The sequence below is a fragment of the Streptomyces sp. NTH33 genome, assembly GCF_003236365.1.
Taxonomy (GTDB): domain Bacteria; phylum Actinomycetota; class Actinomycetes; order Streptomycetales; family Streptomycetaceae; genus Streptomyces.
Window position 1 is genome coordinate 1 of record NZ_POTZ01000022.1, and the last position, 18,537, is coordinate 18,537.

Below are 18,537 nucleotides of genomic sequence, written 5' to 3' on the forward strand. Positions count from 1 at the left end.
TGCTAGTCTCGTGGGCTCGGAGATGTGTATCAGAGACAGCTGATGTGGTTTCGCCACCCGTCCCCGGTCCGTCCAAGACGCTTACTCGGCGTCCTTGCGCCCTTGCTGCTCGTGGCCACCTTCCTCGGTGCCCAGCCCGCCGAGGCCGCGACCGTAGACCCCAACGCCTCGTATGTGCTGGTCAACCGCAACAGCGGCAAAGCCCTGGATGTCTACAACATGGCGACCAACGACGGCGCCCGCATCACCCAGTGGACCAGGAACAATCAGAACCAGCAGCAGTGGCAGTTCGTCGACTCCGGAGACGGCTACTACCGCATCAAGTCCCGCCACTCGGGCAAGGTGCTGGACGTCTACAACTGGTCCACCGCGAACGGCGGCTCGATCGTCCAGTGGGCCGACCTGAACGGCACCAACCAGCAGTGGCGGCCGGCCGACAGCTCGGACGGCTACGTGAGGCTCATCTCGCGCCACAGCAACAAGGCCCTCGAAGTACAAGGCGCCTCCACCGCCGACAACGCGAACATCGTCCAGTACGACGACTGGGGCGGCACCAACCAGCAGTGGCAGCTCGTCAAGGTCGGCTCCGACACCCCCGGCCCGTGTGATCTTCCGTCGACCTACCGCTGGACATCGACGGGCGCGCTGGCGCAGCCCAAGCAGGGGTGGGTCTCGCTCAAGGACTTCACCGTCGCCCCCTACAACGGCAGACAACTCGTCTATGCGACCACGCACGACACGGGGACGAGGTGGGGTTCGATGAACTTCGGCCTGTTCACCAATTGGTCGGAGATGGCCTCGGCCAGCCAGAACACGATGTCCAATTCCACCGTCGCACCCACACTCTTCTACTTCGCGCCGAAGAACATCTGGGTGCTCGCCTACCAGTGGGGCGGGACCGCCTTCTCCTACCGGACGTCGAGCGACCCCACCAACCCGAACGGCTGGTCATCCGAGCAGGTGCTCTTCTCCGGAAGCATCTCCGGCTCCGGAACAGGGCCCATCGACCAGACACTCATCGGTGACGGCACGAACATGTACCTGTTCTTCGCCGGCGACAACGGCAAGATCTACCGGGCCAGTATGCCGATCGGGAACTTCCCGGGCAGCTTCGGCTCGACCTCGACAGTGATCATGAGTGATACGACGAACAACCTGTTCGAAGCCCCGCAGGTCTACAAGCTGCAGGGCCAGAACCGTTACCTCATGATCGTCGAGGCGATCGGCTCGCAGGGCCGGTACTTCCGCTCGTTCACGGCCACCAGTCTGAACGGCTCATGGACACCCCAGGCCGCGACCGAGAGCAATCCCTTCGCCGGCAAGGCCAACAGCGGCGCCACCTGGACCAACGACATCAGCCATGGCGAACTGATCCGCACCAGCCCCGATCAGACCATGACCGTCGATCCCTGCAATCTGCAGTTGCTCTACCAGGGACGCAGCCCCAACTCCGGCGGCGACTACGGCCTCCTGCCCTACCGTCCGGGTCTGCTGACACTGCAGCGCTGACGGCATGACGCGGGTCCGGCTCCGGTAGGGAGCCGGCGTGGCGGGCTCGGCGGAAGGCCGAGCCCGCCACGCCGTGATCTGAAAAGCCCAGGTCACCCGCCAGCACAGGGAAGGACGTTCAGTAACCTTCCTCTGGTGCGTGGACCATGCTGCCGAGCGGAGCAAGGCAGCGGCGCACCAGGACGAGCGTGCGCTCCGTGACCGTATCGAGCGGAGCACCGCCATCGACGGCGGCAAGGGCCGTGTGCAGCATCCCGGCGATCAAATCCGCCGTGAGCGCGGGCTCGGGGGCACCGAGCTGTCGGACAGCTGCACGGAATGGTTCGACTTGTTCCAGATGGAGTTCCATCAGCCGTTCCTGGCAGGCAGGAGGGAGACCGGCGCCCATGAGGGCGGCTGCGGGTCGGTGTGCGCCTTCGGCACCGAGGCGGAGGCTTTCCCTGAAGAACGCCTCGACGCGTTCCACCGGGCCGTTCGCGGCGGCCATGGCGCGGGTGAGTGCCTCGTTGGAGCGCCTGAAGGCTTCCTCCGTGATGGTTGCCAGCAGGGCTGCCGACGAGTCGAAGTACTGGTACACGCTGGAGCGGGCCAGACCCGCGCGGGCGCCGACCGCCGCCGGTGTGACGGCGGCGGCGCCCGCGTTCACCAGGATGTCGATCGCTGCCCCGATCAGCGCCTCGCGCTGCTGAGCACGATGTTCGGCGACGGTGGGGGCGTTGATCTTCGGCATGCGGTGTGGACTCCGTGGTGGCGGACGGGGGCCGGGAGCGAGGCGCCGGCCGCTGCCCCGGTCAGGACAGACGGCCGTCGACCATCTCGTGCACCCGGTCGGCAGCGTCCATTATCGCCGTGTCGTGGGTGACCATGACCGTGGCCGTGCCGCGCTCGTGGGTCTGCTCGGCGATCAGCCGTACCGCCTCGGCCGAACGTACCCGGTCCAGCGCGGAGGTGGGTTCGTCCACCAGCAGGACGGCCAGGGAAGTCATCAGCGCGCGGGCCAGGCCCGCCCGCTGGCGTTCGCCGCCGGAGAGCTGGTGCGGCCGGGAACCGGTGCGGTGCGAGAGCCCGACCGCCTCGATGAGCTCGTCGGCCCTGGCCCGGGCCGCGGCGTCGAGGCGTCCGTCGATGTGCAGGGGCAGCAGGAGCTGCTCCCTGACCGTCAGCGAGGCCAGCAGGTTCGACTGCTGGAAGACGAAGCCGATGTGGTGCCGGCGGGCCGCGGTGCGCTCCTTGTCCGACAGGGCGGTCAGCTCGGTGCCGGCGATGTGGACCGTGCCCGAGGTGGGCCGCTGGAGCCCGCCGGCGACGGCGAGGAGACTGGATTTGCCGGAGCCCGACGGGCCGACGACGGCGACGAACTCCCCGGGAGCGACGCTCAGGTCGACCTGGTCGAGTGCGGTGACGGCGGTGTCGCCGTCCCCCAGGGCGAGGGTGACACCGGACAGGAGCAGACCGCTCGCGCCGGCGGCGTCCGAGGCGGCCCGGTGATCGGTGGAGGTTGTGGTCATCGGGTGGCTCCCAGAGCGGTCAGGGGGTCGACGGCGGTGATGCGGCGGACGGCGACGACGGCGCCCGCGGTTCCGAGGCCGATGAGGAGGCCGGACGAGGTGGCGACGGCCGGGGCGGACAGAGAGAACGGCGCCTTGCCGATCATCGCGCTCCCCAGGGCCAGGCCGATCGCGGTGCCGACGGCCGTCGCGCCGACGAGCACGGCGACGACCTGGACGAGGGCGTCGCGCAGGATGTACCCGGTGGGTGCGCCGAGCGCCTTCAGCAGCGCGATCTCGGGCTTGCGCTGCACGGTCCAGACGGTGAAGAACGCACCGACGACCAGGGCGGAGATGGCGTACAGGAAGCCCTTGATCAGGGCCATGGTGCTCGACTCGGCCGTGTAACCCGGAGACGCGCCGAAGGTCGTCTCCTTGGAGTCGGCGCGGGTGCCGGTCGCCTTCTCCACGGCGGCGACGTCGGCACCGTCCTCCAGGGTCAGCGCGACGGCCGTGGCCTGACGGCGTGCGGCCTCGGGCAGGTCGCCCGGCAGGCCGTAGTGCAGGTGGCGCCACGTGTCGAGGTCGGCGTAGGCGACGCCGATGTGGCCGTAGGAGATGGTCTCGTCGACCAGGCCGACGACCTTCAGCCGGACCTCGCTCTTGTCCGCGGTGAGGACGTCCCCGACCTTCACGCCCAGGTCGGCGATCTCCTGAGTGATGACGATGCCCGCGCTGCCCTCCTTCAGGCCCTCGCCCTCCGTGGGGTCGGGGGCCAGGGGCGAGTCCGGCACCATGCCGAAGACGGCGAGGTTGACCTGCTCGCCCTTCTTGGCACCCTGGGCCACCTGGGCGTTGGCCAGGGTGTTCCCGAACGGTTCCGCCCGCTCCACTCCGGGGGCCTTCGACCATGCCTGCCAGTCCTCCTGCTCCACGGTCGAGCGGGAGAACTGCTCGCTGGTCGCCTTCTCGTCGAAGGCCATGTGGGTCACGGGCAGCGCCCGCAGGCCGGATATGCCGGCGTCCGCCAGGCCGGAAGCGAGTCCGGACAGGAGCACGCCGAGGACGGCGATGAGCGCGACCACCGCACCCATCAGGGCGAAGCGACCGCGGGCGAAGCGCAGATCGCGTAGGGCGAGGAACACAGGATCTCCGAGCGATGAGGGTGAGGGGGGCGCGACGCTGGGCACGCACGGCCCTTTACTTGGACTTGACGACGCAAGCGTCGGCATCCTATCGGATGTTACCGACACACCTGTCGACACATCGGCACGCGCCGCGCACCGGCCGGACGCTCTCGATCGGGCTTTGTCCCCGCGGCATGATTCGGCTGCCACCTCAGGTCATGCCTGTGCCGCGGACCAGTCACGGCGCCCGGCCGGCGAACCGTCATCGAGGCACACCGGGCAGACCCGTCGACGAGGCACGCCCTGGCCGTCCGAGCCCTTGGGTGATTCGAGCGTTGTCCGGGGCGAGGCCCTCCCGTGTGCCGCCTGCCGGTTGAGGCCGCGAAGACGATCACGAGCAGCACGTCATACGGCCGCCGCGGTCAGGGGGCCGGCAGAAGCACGTCGGTGGGGGACTTGGCGGCGTCGTAACGCGTCGCCGCATCCTGCCAGTTGGCGACGGCTCACATGGCGTCGATGAAGTCGACCTTCCGGTTCCCGCACTGCAGGCAGCAGGCGTGCTCCCAGACGTCGAAGACCAGGGTCGGGGTTGGAGCCCCGACCCACGTTGCTTTGTGGTCGTACACGCAGGCAGCACGTCACGCTCGGTGCGAGGAGGGTGTCGCCCACGGCCAGGATCTCGTCCTCACCGTCCGCGAACGGGAAGCACTCAGAGCGTCACCACGTCCGGCTGGCCCGGACGGCGCCTCGGCCGGCTCGCCCCGGTGGTCCCGCTTCCCCGGCTGTCGGCGGACACGGCGACCGCCGAGGGCGGGACCGACCCCGTGTCCTCCCGGTGAAGCCCCCCAGCCAGGGCCTGGACGGGCGTCCGCCTCTCGCTCTTCAACCGGGACGGACACCCAGTGGGACGCCCCGTCACCTGCGCCCGGGAGGAGGTGCTCGGCCGGCACTCCGCCGTGCTGGACACGAAGCGTCAGGCTCTCTCCGTGTGCTCCCGCAGGCGAGCGGAGATCAGGGACTCGAGCGCGTCGGCCGCCAGCTTGGCGTACCGGGCGAAGTCGGTGTTGTCGCCGGCGGCCGCGGCCACTCGGAAGCCGTCGGTGAGGGCCCGCCCCATGACCGTCATGTCGTGCGCCAGCTCTGCCGCCACTTCGTCCGTCACCCCCTGGTACGAGGCGCGCAGCCGGGACGCGATGAACTCGAACATCTCCTTGCGGATGGCGAGGTACCGCTGCCGGGCGAGGTTGTCCTCCAGCCGCCGTTCGAACGCGAAGACAAGGCCGATGCTCCAGAACGCGGCGGCCGGGTCGGCGAAGTTTCCGGATGCCGCGGCCGAATCGCTGATGCTGCGCCGCAGCAGCTCGCGCAGGTCGCCGACGGACTCGTGGGCCTTCCGCCAGACCTCGAAGCAGTAGTCGAGCAACTCGACGAAGAGCTGTTCCTTGTTCTGGAAGTGCCAGTAGACGGATCCGATCGGCAGGCCGGACACGCGCGCGACATCGGCCATGGTCGTCCCCTCGTACCCGGCCTCGACCGCACGCGAGAGCACGGCCTCGAGTATCGCCCGCTTCGACACCTCGGACGCCTGGTGCGTCTTCCGTCTCGTGACCATCGGCCCCCCTCACCGCTCTTCGGACTGCAGTTCTACCAAATCCACGCCGACTCTTGACACCGACGGCGGGCGCTAGTCATCGTAATGGCGATTCTAGAACGTAACTTCTAGGTTTCGTTGACGGAACGCGACCCGGTGCGCGGTCCACCTCATCCCTGCGGGCCACTGCGATGGCACGGGTCCGCTCTGTCCCGAAACAGGGAGACCTCCATGAGGATCACCGACCACATCCCTCAAGAGAAGATGAGCGGTCTGCAGATCCGCGCCATCGTCATCGCGATCACCTTGGTCGTGCTCGACGGCTACGACGTCTCGCTCACGTCGTTCGCCGCCCCTTACATCGAGAGAGGTTTCGGGGTCTCCAAGGCCGAGCTCGGACTCGTGATGTCCGGCGCCCTGATCGGCATGCTCGTGGGTTCGATCATCGTCGCGCCGCTCGCCGACCGCATCGGCAGACGCAAGATGGGTGTCATCTCCACCGTGACGATCGCGGTGGGCATGTTCATCGGCCCGTTCGCGACGCCGGAAACCGGGACCTGGCCCCTCGTCGTGAGCCGCATCGTCACCGGCGTCGGCGTCGGCTGCCTGGTGGCCGTGGTCGGCGTCATCCTCGCCGAGTACACGGGCAAGCGCGTGTACGCGCTGGTGATGGCCGTCTACGCCGCCGCGATCAACATCGGAGGGCTGCTCGGCTCCATGATCGTGGGCCCGATGCTCGACACGCGCGGCTGGCAGTTCGGCTGGTGGATCGGGTTCGTCCTGAGCGCGATCGCCGCGGTCGCCACGTACGCCCTCCTCCCCGAATCGCTCGCCTGGCTCTCCGAGGGCCGCCGCACGGACTCCCTGCAGCGGCTCAACGCGCTCCTGGCGAAGATGCGCCGCCCAGCACTCGAAACGCTCCCCGAGCCCGACTCGACGGGCGTCAAGGCGAAGGGCTCGCTGCGCACCGTGTTCACCGGCCGGACCGGCTTCTACACGCTGCTGATGATCGTCGGGTACGTCGCATACATGCTCAGCTTCTACTTCATGACGAACTGGGCACCCAGCAGCGTGGCGTCGGCCAATGACAACCCGGCGCTGGCCCCGCAGCTCGTCACCGCCTTCAGCATCGGCGGCATCCTCGGCAACGTGCTCTTCGGGTTCCTCGGCGGCAGGATCAACATCCGCCTCCTCGCCCCGGTCTTCCTGATCCTGGCCACCGCTACCCTGTCGCTGTTCGGCATCGCCGGCCCGGGGATGCCCACCGCTTGGTGGACCCTGTTCACGGCCTCCTTCTTCGTCTGCTCGGGCACCGCCGCCTTCTACGCGATCGTCCCGACGCTCTACCCGACGCTGGCCCGCTCGACCGGTTTCGGTGTCGTCATCGGCGTCGGCCGGTTCGGCGGCATCGCGGCGCCGGTCATCGGCGGCGCGGCCTTCGACGCGGGCATGGGGATGGCTGCGGCCTTCACCGTCTTCGCGTTGCCCATGCTCATCGCCGGCCTCTGCATCCTGGCCCTCCACCTGGGCCAGCGCCGCTCCGATGCAGTCAGTGCCCAGCCCCAGCCTGCGCTCTCCGGTACGTCCGCATAGCGGCCGTCCGCTTCTTCCGAGAAAGGAACCACTCCATGCCGCTGGCCGTCGCAGCGCTCTCCCACGCGCCGTCCTTCGGCAACGTCGACCCGGGCGGGGAGACGTTCGCCGAGATCAATGCCGCCATCGACGAGGTCAGGGGGTTCGTCGCCGCGTACGACCCCGACCTGGTCGTGGTGTTCGGACCCGACCACTTCAACGGCCAGCTCTACTCGCTGATCACCCCATGGGTGATCGGTGCGGTCGCCGAGGGCATCGGTGACTACGGCACCACCGCGGGGCCGCTCCCCGTCGACAGCAACGCCGCCCGGGCCTTCCACGCGGCAGTGCTGGCCGAGGGCATCGACATCGGCCGCAGCGAGCGGATGAAGGTCGACCACGGCGTGGTCCAGCCGCTCGACTTCGTGTTCGGGAAGGGCTTCACGCAGCCGATCGTGCCGGTGTTCGTGAACGCGATCGGCCTGCCGCTCTCCCCCATGCGGCGGGTGCGCCTGATGGGCGAGGCATTCGGCCGGGCCGCCCAGGCCATGGACAAGAAGGTGCTGTTCCTCGCCTCGGGCGGCATCTCCCACAACCCGCCGATCCCACGCTGGGACGGTGCCCCCGGCACCGTGCACGAGCGCCTGGTCGCGTACGCGCCCGCGCCCGAGGAGCGGCGGGAGCGTGAGCAGATGATCGTCAAGGGCATCCAGGCGATAGCCGACGGCAAGGCTCCGAGCGACCCGCTGAACGAGGAGTGGGACACGCTCGTCCTCGATGTGTTCCGTTCCGGCGACCTCGCGCCGGTCGACGGCTGGGAGAACGGTTGGTTCATGACGGAGGGCGGCTCGGCCGCGCACGAGATGCGCAGCTGGATCGCCGCCTACGCGGCGCTGTCGACCGCCGGCCCCTACCGCTTCACCGTCGACCGCTACTGGGCGGTCGAGAAGTGGGGCGCCGGCTTCGCCGTCCAGGCGGCGGTGACCGCATGAGCCGGGCGGAGAAGACGCACTTCGCGACCTTGTGGGAAGAGATCGCGGACCTGGAGCACACGCTGCGGTACGTGGACGCGGGCGGCTACCGCACCCGGGTGCTCGACATCGCCGGAGCGGCCCCGGACGCACAGACGGTCGTGCTCGCCAGCGGCACCAGCGGCCACATCGAGGCGTGGACGCAGAACGTCCGCGCGTTCGTGAAAGCCGGTTTCCGGGTGGTCGGCTACGACTACCCGGGCCACGGGTACACCTCGCTGTCCGACCATCCGCTGGAGATCCGCGACTACGAGGAGCACCTGCTCGCCCTGCTCGACGCGCTGGAGCTGGAGCGCGTGCACCTCGCCGGTGAGTCGCTCGGCGGCTGGCTCGCGCTGAAGTTCGCGCCGAAGCACCCCGGCCGCCTGCGCACGGTGATCCTGTCCGCACCGGGCGGGCGGGTGGTCGGGGAGCCGCAGCTGGACAAGACCCAGTCGGTGAGTGCCCGGGCGGTGAGCGAGCCGACCTTCGACAACGTGAAGAAGCGCCTGCAGGTCGTGATCCACGATCCGCAGAACATCACCGACGAGCTCGTACGCGTCCGCCAGGCGATCTATGCCCGCGACGGGTTCAGCATGGCGCACGTGTCCGCCCTGCGGGAGCCGGAGCGGCGCTGGCGCAACCGGGTGACGGACGACGACTTCGCGGCGGTCCCGGTCCCGGCCCTGATGGTGTGGACCGACAACGAGCCGACCGGCGACGAGGCCGAGGGAGAGCGCCTGTGCGGACTGATCCCGGACGGCGAGTACCTGTTGGTCCGCGGTGCCGCGCACTGGCCGCAGTGGGAGGGAGCCGCGGAGTTCAACGCCGCGGCGGTCGCCTTCCTGGAGAAGCATGCCTGACGAAAGGACCGGAGTGAGCGTCACCCGGGAGACCATCACCCAGATCGCCCGCGAGCTGTTCGAAGCGAAGCGCGGCGTGTACACCGTGCCGTACGTGAGCCCCCGGCTCCCCGAGCACGACCTCGACGCGGCCTACGCGATCTCCGCCGAGTTCGCCGCCCTCCGCGAGCGCGAGCTGGGCGTGAAGCGGGTGGGCCGCAAGGTCGGCCTGACCAACCCCCTCGTGCAGCAGCGCGTGGGCATCGACGAGCCCGACTACGGCATCATCCACGACGACATGGTGCACGCCTCGGGAACGCACCTTCCGCTGTCCGCGTACAACCGCCTGCTCATCGAGGCCGAGGTCGCGTTCGTGCTGAAGAGCGACATCCTGGAGGCGGGACGCGACAGCGTCGAGGCCGCGATCGACTACGTGACCCCCGCGTTCGAGGTCGTCGACTTCCGCTACGACGGTTCGGTCGGGCAGATCGTCGACACCATCGCGGACAACGCCGGCTGCAGCGGCGTCGTCCTCGGCGAGGAGCGGCACCCGTACGGCGAGGTCGACCTGACCAAGGTGGAGATGGTCATCACGGGCGGCGACACCGAGATCACCCGAGGTGTCGGCAGCAACGTGCTGGGGGATCCGCTCAACGCGGTGGTCTGGCTGGCCGAGACCGCGATCCGTACGGGCGAGCCGCTGCGCGCCGGCGAGGTGCTGCTGTCCGGGTCCATCGGCTACATCGAGCCGTGGCCCGCCGACGTCGAGTGTGTCGCCACCATCACCGGGCTGGGTCGCGTGGTCGCGACCGCGGATTCGAAAGGCTGAACATGAGTGACTACCGTCCCGTCGACGCGGCCACCCGCGTCGAGATCGAGCAGCTCATCGCGGAGATGCTCTACCGCCTCGACCACAACCGGGCGGACAGCACCTGGGAGCTGTACACCGAAGACGGCGTCTCGGTCGGCCCGATGGGCGACATGGACCGCGAGGCCATGAAGGCCTGGGGCGCCAAGCGCGCCCTGCAGACGGACGTCGTCGGCCGTCACTTCATCGGCGGGATCCGCCTGGTGTGGGACGGGGAGGAGGTCGAGGGAACGGTGCAGTACCTGACCTTCCGCGACACGAACGAGCCGCAGACGCTGCCCGCATCGGTCGGTGAGTTCCGCGAGCGCTACCGCAGGGTCGACGGCCGGTGGCTGTTCTCCCGCCGGGAGATCGTGCCGGTCTTCGGCGGCCGGGCGGCCGCGGCACACGCCGCGCGCCTGGCCGGGCGAGAGGAGCCGGCACAGTGAGGCAGGCAGCTCTCGGCGACAGGAATCCCGTCCTGTACCACCAGACGGTCCCCTCGTTCTCGATGCCGGAGTGGGCGGCAGCCGCCGGCTACGACGGCGTGATCCTCGACCTCCAGCACGGCGAACTGGGGCTCGAGGCTGCATGCGGGATCCTGCGCTCGATTCCGCGGGAGAACGCGTACGCGTACACGCGGGTGGGCTCGCTGGACCCCGCCCCGATCCTGCGGCTCCTCGACAGCGGGGCCCGCGGCATCGTCGCGCCCACCGTCGAGTCCCGGTCCGAGGCCGAGGCCCTGGTCGCCGCGACCAAGTACCCGCCGGTCGGGAACCGCAGCCTGGGGCCGTCCAGACCTGCGCTGTACCCGGGTGACTCGTACACCGAGGCAGGCAACCGGGCGGTGTCCGCCATCGCCCAGATCGAGACGAAGGCCGGAGTCGACCGTGCCGAAGAGATCGTCTCGACTCCAGGCCTGGACTCGGTCTACATCGGGCCGGCCGACCTGGCCGTCTCCTACGGTCTGCCCGGACGCGGCGACTGGGAGGACGGCCCCGTGCGCGAGGCGATCGCGTACCTGCGGGAGGTGACGACTGCGCACGGCGTCACCCTCGGCATCTACTCCGGCCGGCCGGAGTACGCGGCCGGCCTGTTCGCCGACGGCCTCGTCGACTACACGGCCCTCGGCATCGATCTCGTCCTGCTGAACCGCGCGTTCGGCGACACCATCGCCGGGCTGCACTCGGCACGATCCGCACGGAGCAACGCATGAACAAGGCCTGCGACGTTCTCGTCGTCGGGGCGGGTCCCGTCGGCCTGACCCTGGCCAACCTGCTCGGGCAGCAGGGCATCGACGTCCTCGTCGTCGAACGGGAGCACGAACTCATCGACTACCCGCGGGCCGTGGGCATCGACGACGAGGCACTTCGCGCGATGCAGACCGCCGGCCTCGTCGACGAGGTGCTCCCCCACACCATCCCCGACCAGAAGATCTACATGATCAACGGCGACCGGATGATCCTCTCCGAAGTGAACCCGACGACGCGCGAGTTCGGCTGGCCGCGCCGCAACGGCTTCGTGCAGCCGCTGGTCGACCAGGTGCTGCTCGCCGGCCTCGACCGCTTCCCCAACGCCGCCGTACGCTTCGGTGCCGAGGTCGTGGACCTGTCCGAGGACGCCGACGGCGTGGTCGCCACGCTCGCGAACGGCGAAACGGTGCGCGCGTTGTACGTCGTCGCCGCCGAGGGCGGGTCCTCACCCACCCGCAAGCGCCTGGGCATCTCGTTCGGGGGCGAGACCCGGCCGACCGACGGCATCGTGATCGACGTCGCCAACGACCCGATCGGTACGCCCCATGCCGTCTTCGGCGGGGATCCGGCCCGCAGCTACGCCTCCATCGCACTGCCCCACGGCATCCGGCGCTGGGAGTTCACGCTCTTCGAGAACGAGAGCGAGGCCGACGTCGACGACGACGCGTTCGTCTTCGGCCTGCTGGCACCGCACGTGCCGGACCCGTCCCGGCTGGACATCATCCGCCGCCGCGTCTACCGGCACCACGCCCGTATCGCGGGGCGGTTCCGCCACGGGCGGATCTTCCTCGCCGGCGACGCCGCCCATGTCATGCCCGTCGTCGGCGGCCAGGGCTGGAACTCGGGGATCCGCGACGCCTTCAACCTCGGCTGGAAGCTGGCCTCGGTCGTCAAGGGACTCGCGACCGACGGTCTGCTGGACACGTACGAGACCGAACGGCTGGGCCACGTCACGCAGATGGTGGCCGTCTCCCTCCAGATGGCGAAGGAGATGACCGACCACGATCCGCAGAAGGCCGCCGAGCGCGACCGGATCGCCGCCGGCCGCACCCCCGAGGAGCGGGAGGCCCAGGAGCGGCAGGCGTTCAAGCCCCAGCCGAAGTTCGACCGGGGCGTGGTGGTGCACACCCCGCTGCCGACGTCCAAGTCGCTGCCCGACCGCGACGTGCCCCGGCTGGCGGGGACGGTCTTCCCCCAGCCGACGGCCACCGACGCCGACGGCGTCGAGATGCTGCTCGACGACGCGACCGGTCAGGGCTGGCGGATCCTCGCCTGGAACAACGACCCGACGGCGTTCCTGTCGGCCCCGAGGCGCGCCGCGCTGGACCGGTTCGGCGCCCGCCTCGTGCAGGTGGTGCCGAAGGCACAGCTGCCGTGGGCACGCAAGCAGGCCACGGCCGGCGTCACCGTCGTCGGCGACCTCGGCGGCGAGTCGAGCCTGCAGGCCTGGTTCGACGCGCGGCCGGTCGGCGCGGTCGTCGTCCGCCCCGACCATGTGATCGCCGCCGAATGCCTGGCCCAGGAGCTCGACGATGTCGTTGCCCGGGTCCTCGAGGCCGCCTGCGCCGCCTGACGGAGTGCGGAGCTTCGACCCCGGAGGGACGGTGCGCGGGAGCCGTCGCGAGGTGGACCGGAGGGTCGCGACCCTCGCGACCACTTCGGTGTCGGACTCGACGCGCGCCGTCCCGCCGCCGTCGACGCGGCCGTGGGCGGGCTCGTGGCGCATGACCGCCGGAACAGCTGCCCTGTACTCCCGCCTTCATTAGTAGCCGGGTTCTAGAATGGGCGTGTTGGCGACGTGGGGCACGGACGGCAGGCGGGCGACAGGGTGGCGGCATGAAGCAGGGCACACGGCAGGGTGACGGCACGAAGGGCACGCGGCAGGCGCGTTCGGACCGGAGCCGGGAGCAGATCCTGCGGGCGGCGCTGGACCTGGCGGTGGAACACGGTTACCAGGGCACGACCATGGCGGCCGTCAGCACGGAATCCGGCCTGCCCATCGGCTCGGTCTACTGGCACTTCAAGAACAAGGAGCAGCTCTTCGTCTCCCTGCTCGAGCACTGCTACGAGGTGTGGATGGAGATCCACTCCGGCCCCGAGGGGCTGCGCCGCAAACTGTCACGTGGCATCACCGGCCTGTCCGGCGCCGATCCGGGGCACTACACGAAGGAGGAAGCCCTGCTCAAGGCCGCGAATGTCTGGGCGTTGAGCAAGCGGCTCGGCGGTCTGGGTGAGGACAGTGAGGTCCGTGCGGCGTACCTGCGGTTGCGGGGGGAGATGTTCAAGGTGAACGTCCAGCGGGTCACCGAGTCCATCCCCGACGAAGTCACCGAGCGCTTCCCCGACATGCCCACCAAGCTCGCGGTGCTGAGCCTGGCGTTCACCGACGGCTTCTACGTCCACGCGAACTCCGAGGTGCACCTGGACCTGGACTTCGGCGAGTACGCTGATCTGGCCGCGCAGGCGCTGGAGGGCCTGGTGGACGACTTCGCCCGCCGGGCGGCAGAGGAGCGGTAGGACTCTCGAACCGCCCGGCGGGGCGGAGAGGTCAGACGCCGCGGGTGAGTCCGCCGTCGACGCGCAGGTTCTGCCCGGTGGTGTACGTGGCGTCGCAGGCCACGAAGGCCACCATCCGGGCGACCTCCTGGTAGGCGGCGGCCCTGCCCAGCGGAATCGCGGAGGTCCATTCGGCCGGAACGGCCTCCGGGTCGGCAACGGTGTACCCCGGGAGCACGTTGTTGATCCGGATGCCGTCCGCGGCGACTTCGTCCGCCCACAGCTTCGACCAGGTCGTCATCGCCGCCCGGGCCACCATCGAGGTGGGGAAGCGGGGCGAGGGCTCGGTGGGGCTGGCCGAGGAGATGTTGACGATGCTGCCTCCGCCCTGTGCGCGCATCGGCGCCAGGGCGGCGCGGCAGGCCCGCACCACATTGTAGAAGTACAGGTCGAATCCGGCGGCCAGATCCTGGTCGGTCAGCTCCTCGAGCTTCCCTTTGGGGCCGTGGCCCGCGCTGTTGATCAGCACGTCCAGCCGGCCCCAGACGGAGACCACCTGCTCGACGGCCGCCTCGATGACCCCGACTTCGGTGTAGTCGCCGCGGATGGCGAGGCCGCCGAGCTCCCCGGCCAGCTCGACCGCCCCTTCGCCGCGCGCCAGCACCGCCACCCGGTGGCCGCGCGCCGCCAGTTCGCGTGCCGAGGCGGCGCCGATGCCGCTGCTGCCGGCGATCACGAGGGCGGTGGGGGGTGCTTCGGTCATGCTGCACTACTCCTGGTTACGGGGTCGGATCCGGTCATACTGCCCGTGCGGCCCGCTTCTGTACGGCTGCGGTAACCGCCGGCGTCCTGCTCGGGCGCGATCTCGGCGGTCGCAGGGGGCTGTCCTCAATGGAGTAGCCCCTCTAGAATTGTTATTCTAGTCGAACGTAACCGGCCTCACGTCGGACGTCAACGGCCGGCGGCTGACCGGCTGAGCGGGGTCCGAGCCGCTGGAGCCGGCGCCAACGGCTCGAGGCTGGTGCTCGTCGGGGTCCGCGCCTTTCCCCGCCCAGCCCACTCCTCTTCCGATGTGTGCATGGGTGCGGGCACCGGGTCGGCCTGGCACAGCCGCGGTCCCTTGTTGATGTCCACCGCCCGGGCCTCGCCATTGCGCAAGCCGCAGCCCACCATCATGACGATCTCGAACGCGAGATCATCGTCAGCGACAGTCAGCGCCTTCTTCACGTAGGCGAGGGGCGGGATGACCACCTTCTCACGGACGTACTCCGGTTCTTGGACACCCTTTACTGGGTCATCCGCCATGGCTCCCTTGCCATAAGCGTCCCGCAGGACGGCCTTGAGAACGCGGAATATGTTCACCTGGTTCCCACGACCGACCCCGTCAGCCTCCAACTCGCCCAAGAAGCGCTCGACCACGATCGGCTGTGAAGAAGGTGCGGAACAAGTCCGGTGCAGCCCGGTTGGGCTTCGCGTTGCTGCTCAAGTTTTTCGAGGTGGAGGCCCTGTTCCCGGAGTCCGCCGAGGAGATGCCCGCGGCGGCGTGGAGTACGTGGCCCAGCAGGTGAAGATTCCGGCCGGGGCGTGGGCGGACTACGACTGGCGGGGCGACCGGGTCAAGCGGCATCGCAAGGAGATCCGTGAGGCGTACGGGTTCCGGGCGAACACCGAGGAGGACCAGGAGCGGCCGGCGGAGTGGCTGGCTGCTGAGCTGTGTCCTGTGGCGCTCTCGCGGGATCGGCCGGCGACAGCGGTCACCAGCTGATGCTGGCCGCCACCGGCAGATGGTCGCTGCCGGTGGCCGGCAGTACCCACGAGCTCTTCGGTTCCACGCCCCTGACCAGGATCTGATCGATCCTCGCCATCGGGAAGGACGTCGGCCAGCTGAAGCCGAAGCCGTGCCCGGCCGCTTCCTGGGCCGAGTGCAGCTGCGAGGTGAGGCCGTCGAACGCGCGGTCGTCGGTGGTGCCGTTCATATCGCCGAGCACCACCACCCGCTCGTTCTGCTCGGCGGCGACGGCCTCGGCGAGCGCGACCGCGCCGACGTCGCGCGAGTCCGTCCAGAAGCCGTGCCTGGGCATCAGCCGCACCGACCCCAGGTGCGCCACGTACACCACCAGCGGCCCCTGATCCGTGGCCACCGTGGTGCGCAGCGCCCGGGGCGGGTCCACGGGGAGGTCCTCGGCCCGCCGGGTTTTCGCCAGCGGCCCGACATTGCCCCGCAGGACGTTGACCGACCGGGAGTCCGACAGCGGCAGCTTGCTCCACAGCCCGACCGTGCCCTGCACCGTGTGGTACGGGTATGCCTTCGCCAGCTCCTTCCCGTACGCGACCGTGGCCTGCGGGGCCATCTCCTCGAGCGCCAGCAGGTCCACCCCGGAGGCGGCCAGGTCGCGGGCGGTGCCGGCCGGGTCGGGGTTCTCGGCGTTGACGTTGTGGCTGACCAAGGTGAGGTCGCCGCCCGGCTGGGACTTGTCGAAGAGCAGCCCGCCGAAGAGGCTCAGCCACGCCACGACCGGCAGCAACAGCGCGACCACCGCCGCGGCGGAGCGGCGCCACAGCGCCCCGGCAAGGAGCACCGGGATGAACAGGCCGAACCACGGCAGGAACGTCTCCACCAGGCTGCCGAGACCGCCCCTGTCCGTGATCTCCGCGTGCAGCAGCATGAGCAGGCCGAGCACCAGGCCGCGCTTCCACGGGTCCGGCCCGGAGAGGCTGCGGATCGCCCGGCGGATACGCGCGCGCCGGGCACCCGAGCCGGTGTCCCCGCGACCGGCACCGCACTGCCCGGCCTGAGCCGTGTCCAGGATCTCGGCGCGCTCCTCGGCGTCGCCCTGCTGCCGCGCGTCCGGAACTTCTCTTAGTGCTTCACTCACTGATCAGATGTCCTTTGGAGAAAGTGCTGGTGGTGCGGGCAGTTGAACGGCGATACGGAGTCCGCCCTCAGCGCGCGGGGTGATGGTGAGGGACCCGTCGTGCACCTCGGTGATCCGCCGGACGATGGCCAGGCCGAGTCCGACACCTGCGTGGTCGTTGCGAATACGTTCGGTGGCGCGCTGAAACGGCTCGGTGAGAGTCGAGACCAACTGCGGGGAGAGCTTCTCGCCGCTGTTCTCGACCGTGAGTACCACGGTCTCGGGGCCGGCGCCGGTCTCGGCCCGCACCGTGCCCTTGCCGGGCAGGTTGTGCACGATCGCGTTGTGCACAAGGTTCGTCGTCAACTGCAGCAGGAGCGCCTGTGAGCCGAAAGCCGGGGCGATGTCACCGGAGGTCTCGATGGCGACACCGCGCTTCTCGGCGAGCGGGAGCAGTGTCTCGGTGGCCTCTTCCACGAGCAGGGAGAGGTCGACGGGTTCCCGGGTGAAGGATCTCTGGTCGGCACGGCTGAGTACGAGCAGCGCCTCGGTGAGGTCGATCGCTCGGGCGTTGACGGCGTGCAGGCGGTCGATGATCTCGCCGAGGTCCTGCGTCGGATCGTTGCGGGCCACGTCGAGAAGCGTCTGCGAGATTGCCAGCGGGGTGCGCAGTTCGTGCGAGGCGTTGGCCGCGAATCTCCGCTGCTCGGCCACGTGCGCTTCGAGGCGGGCGAGCATCGTGTCGAAGGCGTCGGCGAGTTCGCGGAACTCGTCCTTGCGGCCCGGCAGCCGGATCCGGTGGGAGAGTGATCCTTTCGTGGCCACGCTTGTGGCGTCCGTGATGCGGGTCAGCGGGGCGAGCATGCGGCCGGCGAGAATCCACCCGCCCACGAGACCGAACACCAGCAGGAACGCCAGTACTGCGGCTGCCCTCGGAGCGAAAACGTCCAGGAGGGCGGACCGGACGGGAAAAACACCCTTGAATTTGTCATCGGGGTTGATGAGCATCGCACGATCGGGGACGTAGCGCAGGAGGAACACCCACACCGCCGCGAGCAGCAGGAGGCCGGCGAACATGAGGAATCCGGCGTAGCTGAGGGTGAGCTTGAAGCGAACGCTGAACCCCGGCTGTCTATTCACGGTCCCCTCCCTCTTGGCCAGCCGCTGGTTGTGTGTCGATGCGGTACCCGGCGCCGGGCACCGTGGCAATGACCCAGGGTTCACCGAGCCGTTTGCGCAGTGCCGAGACCGTGATGCGTACGGCATTGGTGAACGGGTCCGCGTTCTCATCCCATGCCCGCTCCAGAAGCTCCTCGGCACTGACGACACCGCCTTCGGCAGAGACGAGGACTTCGAGCACGGCGAACTGCTTCCTGGTCAGCGCGACGTAGTGGCCGTCGCGGTGGACTTCGCGGCGGAACGGATCGAGCCGCAGGCCCGCGATCTCCCGCACGGGCGGCCTGTTGTGCGCACGTCTGCGGTCGAGTGCTCTGAGTCTGAGCACGAGTTCCTGGAGCTCGAACGGCTTGGTGAGGTAGTCGTCGGCGCCGAGTCCGAACCCGGAGGCCTTGTCGTCGAGCCGGTCGGCGGCGGTGAGCATGAGGATCGGCATGCCGCTGCCGGAAGTGACGATGCGTTTGGCGATCTCGTCGCCGGAAGGGCCGGGAATGTCGCGGTCGAGGACGGCGATGTCGTAGGCGTTGATGCTCAGCAGTTCCAAAGCGGCGTCACCGTCACCGGCAATGTCGGACGCGATCGCTTCCAGGCGTAGGCCATCGCGGATGGCTTCTGCCATATAGGGCTCGTCCTCGACGATCAACACTCGCATGCTCCGAGGGTACGAGTCGCCGCATATCGTCGGCATATCGAAAACCGCATGGGTGCCGGTGCCACCGCATCGCAGTGACTGCGGGTAGATCCGGGACGACAGAGCGTGAAAATGTCCCTG

The 18,537-nt window shown here is 69.4% G+C and carries 20 protein-coding genes; 10 read left to right on the top strand and 10 right to left on the bottom strand.

Annotation, left to right across the window (positions count from 1 at the left end):
- Positions 1–42: 42 nt before the first annotated feature.
- Positions 43–1,509: a non-reducing end alpha-L-arabinofuranosidase family hydrolase gene (locus C1I97_RS03950; RefSeq protein ID WP_111001851.1), complete on the top strand. Its 1,467-nt coding sequence runs from the start codon at positions 43–45 to the stop codon at positions 1,507–1,509.
- Positions 1,510–1,627: 118 nt separating this feature from the next.
- Here C1I97_RS03950 and C1I97_RS03955 read toward each other — a convergent pair whose 3' ends face one another.
- From C1I97_RS03955 to C1I97_RS03980, 5 genes are all read right to left on the bottom strand, one after another.
- The gene (locus C1I97_RS03955) at positions 1,628–2,239 is read right to left on the bottom strand and encodes a TetR/AcrR family transcriptional regulator (protein WP_111001826.1); all 612 of its coding nucleotides are present in this window, start codon (positions 2,237–2,239) and stop codon (positions 1,628–1,630) included.
- A 61-nt stretch (positions 2,240–2,300) separates the two neighbouring features.
- Entirely contained in the window at positions 2,301–3,017 is a 717-nt protein-coding gene (locus tag C1I97_RS03960) for an ABC transporter ATP-binding protein (RefSeq protein WP_111001827.1), read from the bottom strand.
- A complete protein-coding gene (locus C1I97_RS03965) occupies positions 3,014–4,141 on the bottom strand; it encodes an ABC transporter permease (RefSeq protein WP_111001828.1) in 1,128 nt (375 codons plus the stop codon). The genes C1I97_RS03960 and C1I97_RS03965 overlap by 4 nt, the downstream gene beginning before the upstream one ends.
- A gap of 485 nt (positions 4,142–4,626) precedes the next feature.
- Complete coding sequence (locus C1I97_RS42900) at positions 4,627–4,749, bottom strand: Fe-Mn family superoxide dismutase (protein WP_111001829.1); 123 nt, start codon at positions 4,747–4,749, stop codon at positions 4,627–4,629.
- Between the two features lie 347 nt (positions 4,750–5,096).
- Entirely contained in the window at positions 5,097–5,735 is a 639-nt protein-coding gene (locus C1I97_RS03980; protein ID WP_111001831.1) for a TetR family transcriptional regulator, read from the bottom strand.
- A 210-nt stretch (positions 5,736–5,945) separates the two neighbouring features.
- Between C1I97_RS03980 and C1I97_RS03985 the strand changes: the two genes are divergently transcribed.
- The 8 genes from C1I97_RS03985 (at position 5,946) to C1I97_RS04020 (ending at position 13,755) form a co-directional block, all read left to right on the top strand.
- A complete protein-coding gene (locus C1I97_RS03985; protein ID WP_111001832.1) occupies positions 5,946–7,307 on the top strand; it encodes an MFS transporter in 1,362 nt (453 codons plus the stop codon).
- Positions 7,308–7,342: 35 nt separating this feature from the next.
- Positions 7,343–8,278, top strand: coding sequence for a 3-carboxyethylcatechol 2,3-dioxygenase (locus tag C1I97_RS03990; RefSeq protein ID WP_111001833.1), 936 nt, complete (start codon positions 7,343–7,345; stop codon positions 8,276–8,278).
- On the top strand, positions 8,275–9,159 hold the full coding sequence (locus C1I97_RS03995) for an alpha/beta fold hydrolase (RefSeq protein WP_111001834.1): 885 nt from the start codon (positions 8,275–8,277) through the stop codon (positions 9,157–9,159). Before C1I97_RS03990 ends, C1I97_RS03995 begins: the two co-directional genes overlap by 4 nt.
- The gene (locus C1I97_RS04000) at positions 9,152–9,967 is read left to right on the top strand and encodes a 2-keto-4-pentenoate hydratase (RefSeq protein ID WP_258382411.1); all 816 of its coding nucleotides are present in this window, start codon (positions 9,152–9,154) and stop codon (positions 9,965–9,967) included. The genes C1I97_RS03995 and C1I97_RS04000 overlap by 8 nt, the downstream gene beginning before the upstream one ends.
- 2 nt (positions 9,968–9,969) lie before the next feature.
- Positions 9,970–10,434, top strand: coding sequence for a nuclear transport factor 2 family protein (locus tag C1I97_RS04005; RefSeq protein ID WP_111001836.1), 465 nt, complete (start codon positions 9,970–9,972; stop codon positions 10,432–10,434).
- A complete protein-coding gene (locus tag C1I97_RS04010) occupies positions 10,431–11,201 on the top strand; it encodes an HpcH/HpaI aldolase family protein (protein ID WP_111001837.1) in 771 nt (256 codons plus the stop codon). The genes C1I97_RS04005 and C1I97_RS04010 overlap by 4 nt, the downstream gene beginning before the upstream one ends.
- Positions 11,198–12,811 (top strand): bifunctional 3-(3-hydroxy-phenyl)propionate/3-hydroxycinnamic acid hydroxylase MhpA, encoded by a 1,614-nt coding sequence (gene mhpA, locus C1I97_RS04015; protein WP_111001838.1) that lies wholly within the window; start codon positions 11,198–11,200, stop codon positions 12,809–12,811. Before C1I97_RS04010 ends, mhpA begins: the two co-directional genes overlap by 4 nt.
- A 263-nt stretch (positions 12,812–13,074) precedes the next feature.
- Positions 13,075–13,755 (top strand): TetR/AcrR family transcriptional regulator, encoded by a 681-nt coding sequence (locus tag C1I97_RS04020; protein ID WP_111001839.1) that lies wholly within the window; start codon positions 13,075–13,077, stop codon positions 13,753–13,755.
- 31 nt (positions 13,756–13,786) lie between these two features.
- Here the strand turns inward: C1I97_RS04020 and C1I97_RS04025 are convergent, their stop codons facing one another.
- Both C1I97_RS04025 and C1I97_RS41040 read right to left on the bottom strand, forming a co-directional pair.
- Complete coding sequence (locus C1I97_RS04025; protein WP_111001840.1) at positions 13,787–14,497, bottom strand: SDR family oxidoreductase; 711 nt, start codon at positions 14,495–14,497, stop codon at positions 13,787–13,789.
- 188 nt (positions 14,498–14,685) lie between these two features.
- Positions 14,686–15,153 (bottom strand): hypothetical protein, encoded by a 468-nt coding sequence (locus C1I97_RS41040; RefSeq protein WP_258382412.1) that lies wholly within the window; start codon positions 15,151–15,153, stop codon positions 14,686–14,688.
- A 124-nt stretch (positions 15,154–15,277) separates the two neighbouring features.
- Between C1I97_RS41040 and C1I97_RS39630 the strand changes: the two genes are divergently transcribed.
- The gene (locus C1I97_RS39630; protein ID WP_181446550.1) at positions 15,278–15,499 is read left to right on the top strand and encodes a DUF4158 domain-containing protein; all 222 of its coding nucleotides are present in this window, start codon (positions 15,278–15,280) and stop codon (positions 15,497–15,499) included.
- Here C1I97_RS39630 and C1I97_RS04040 read toward each other — a convergent pair.
- The 3 genes from C1I97_RS04040 to C1I97_RS04050 form a co-directional block, all read right to left on the bottom strand.
- Positions 15,489–16,400 carry an endonuclease/exonuclease/phosphatase family protein gene (locus C1I97_RS04040; protein ID WP_258382414.1) on the bottom strand — a complete coding sequence of 304 codons (912 nt, stop codon included), beginning with the start codon at positions 16,398–16,400 and terminating at the stop codon, positions 15,489–15,491. The genes C1I97_RS39630 and C1I97_RS04040 overlap by 11 nt on opposite strands.
- Positions 16,401–16,613: 213 nt before the next feature.
- Entirely contained in the window at positions 16,614–17,729 is a 1,116-nt protein-coding gene (locus tag C1I97_RS04045) for a sensor histidine kinase (RefSeq protein ID WP_111001841.1), read from the bottom strand.
- Positions 17,722–18,417: a response regulator transcription factor gene (locus tag C1I97_RS04050; protein ID WP_111001842.1), complete on the bottom strand. Its 696-nt coding sequence runs from the start codon at positions 18,415–18,417 to the stop codon at positions 17,722–17,724. The genes C1I97_RS04045 and C1I97_RS04050 overlap by 8 nt, the downstream gene beginning before the upstream one ends.
- Positions 18,418–18,537 lie beyond the last annotated feature (120 nt).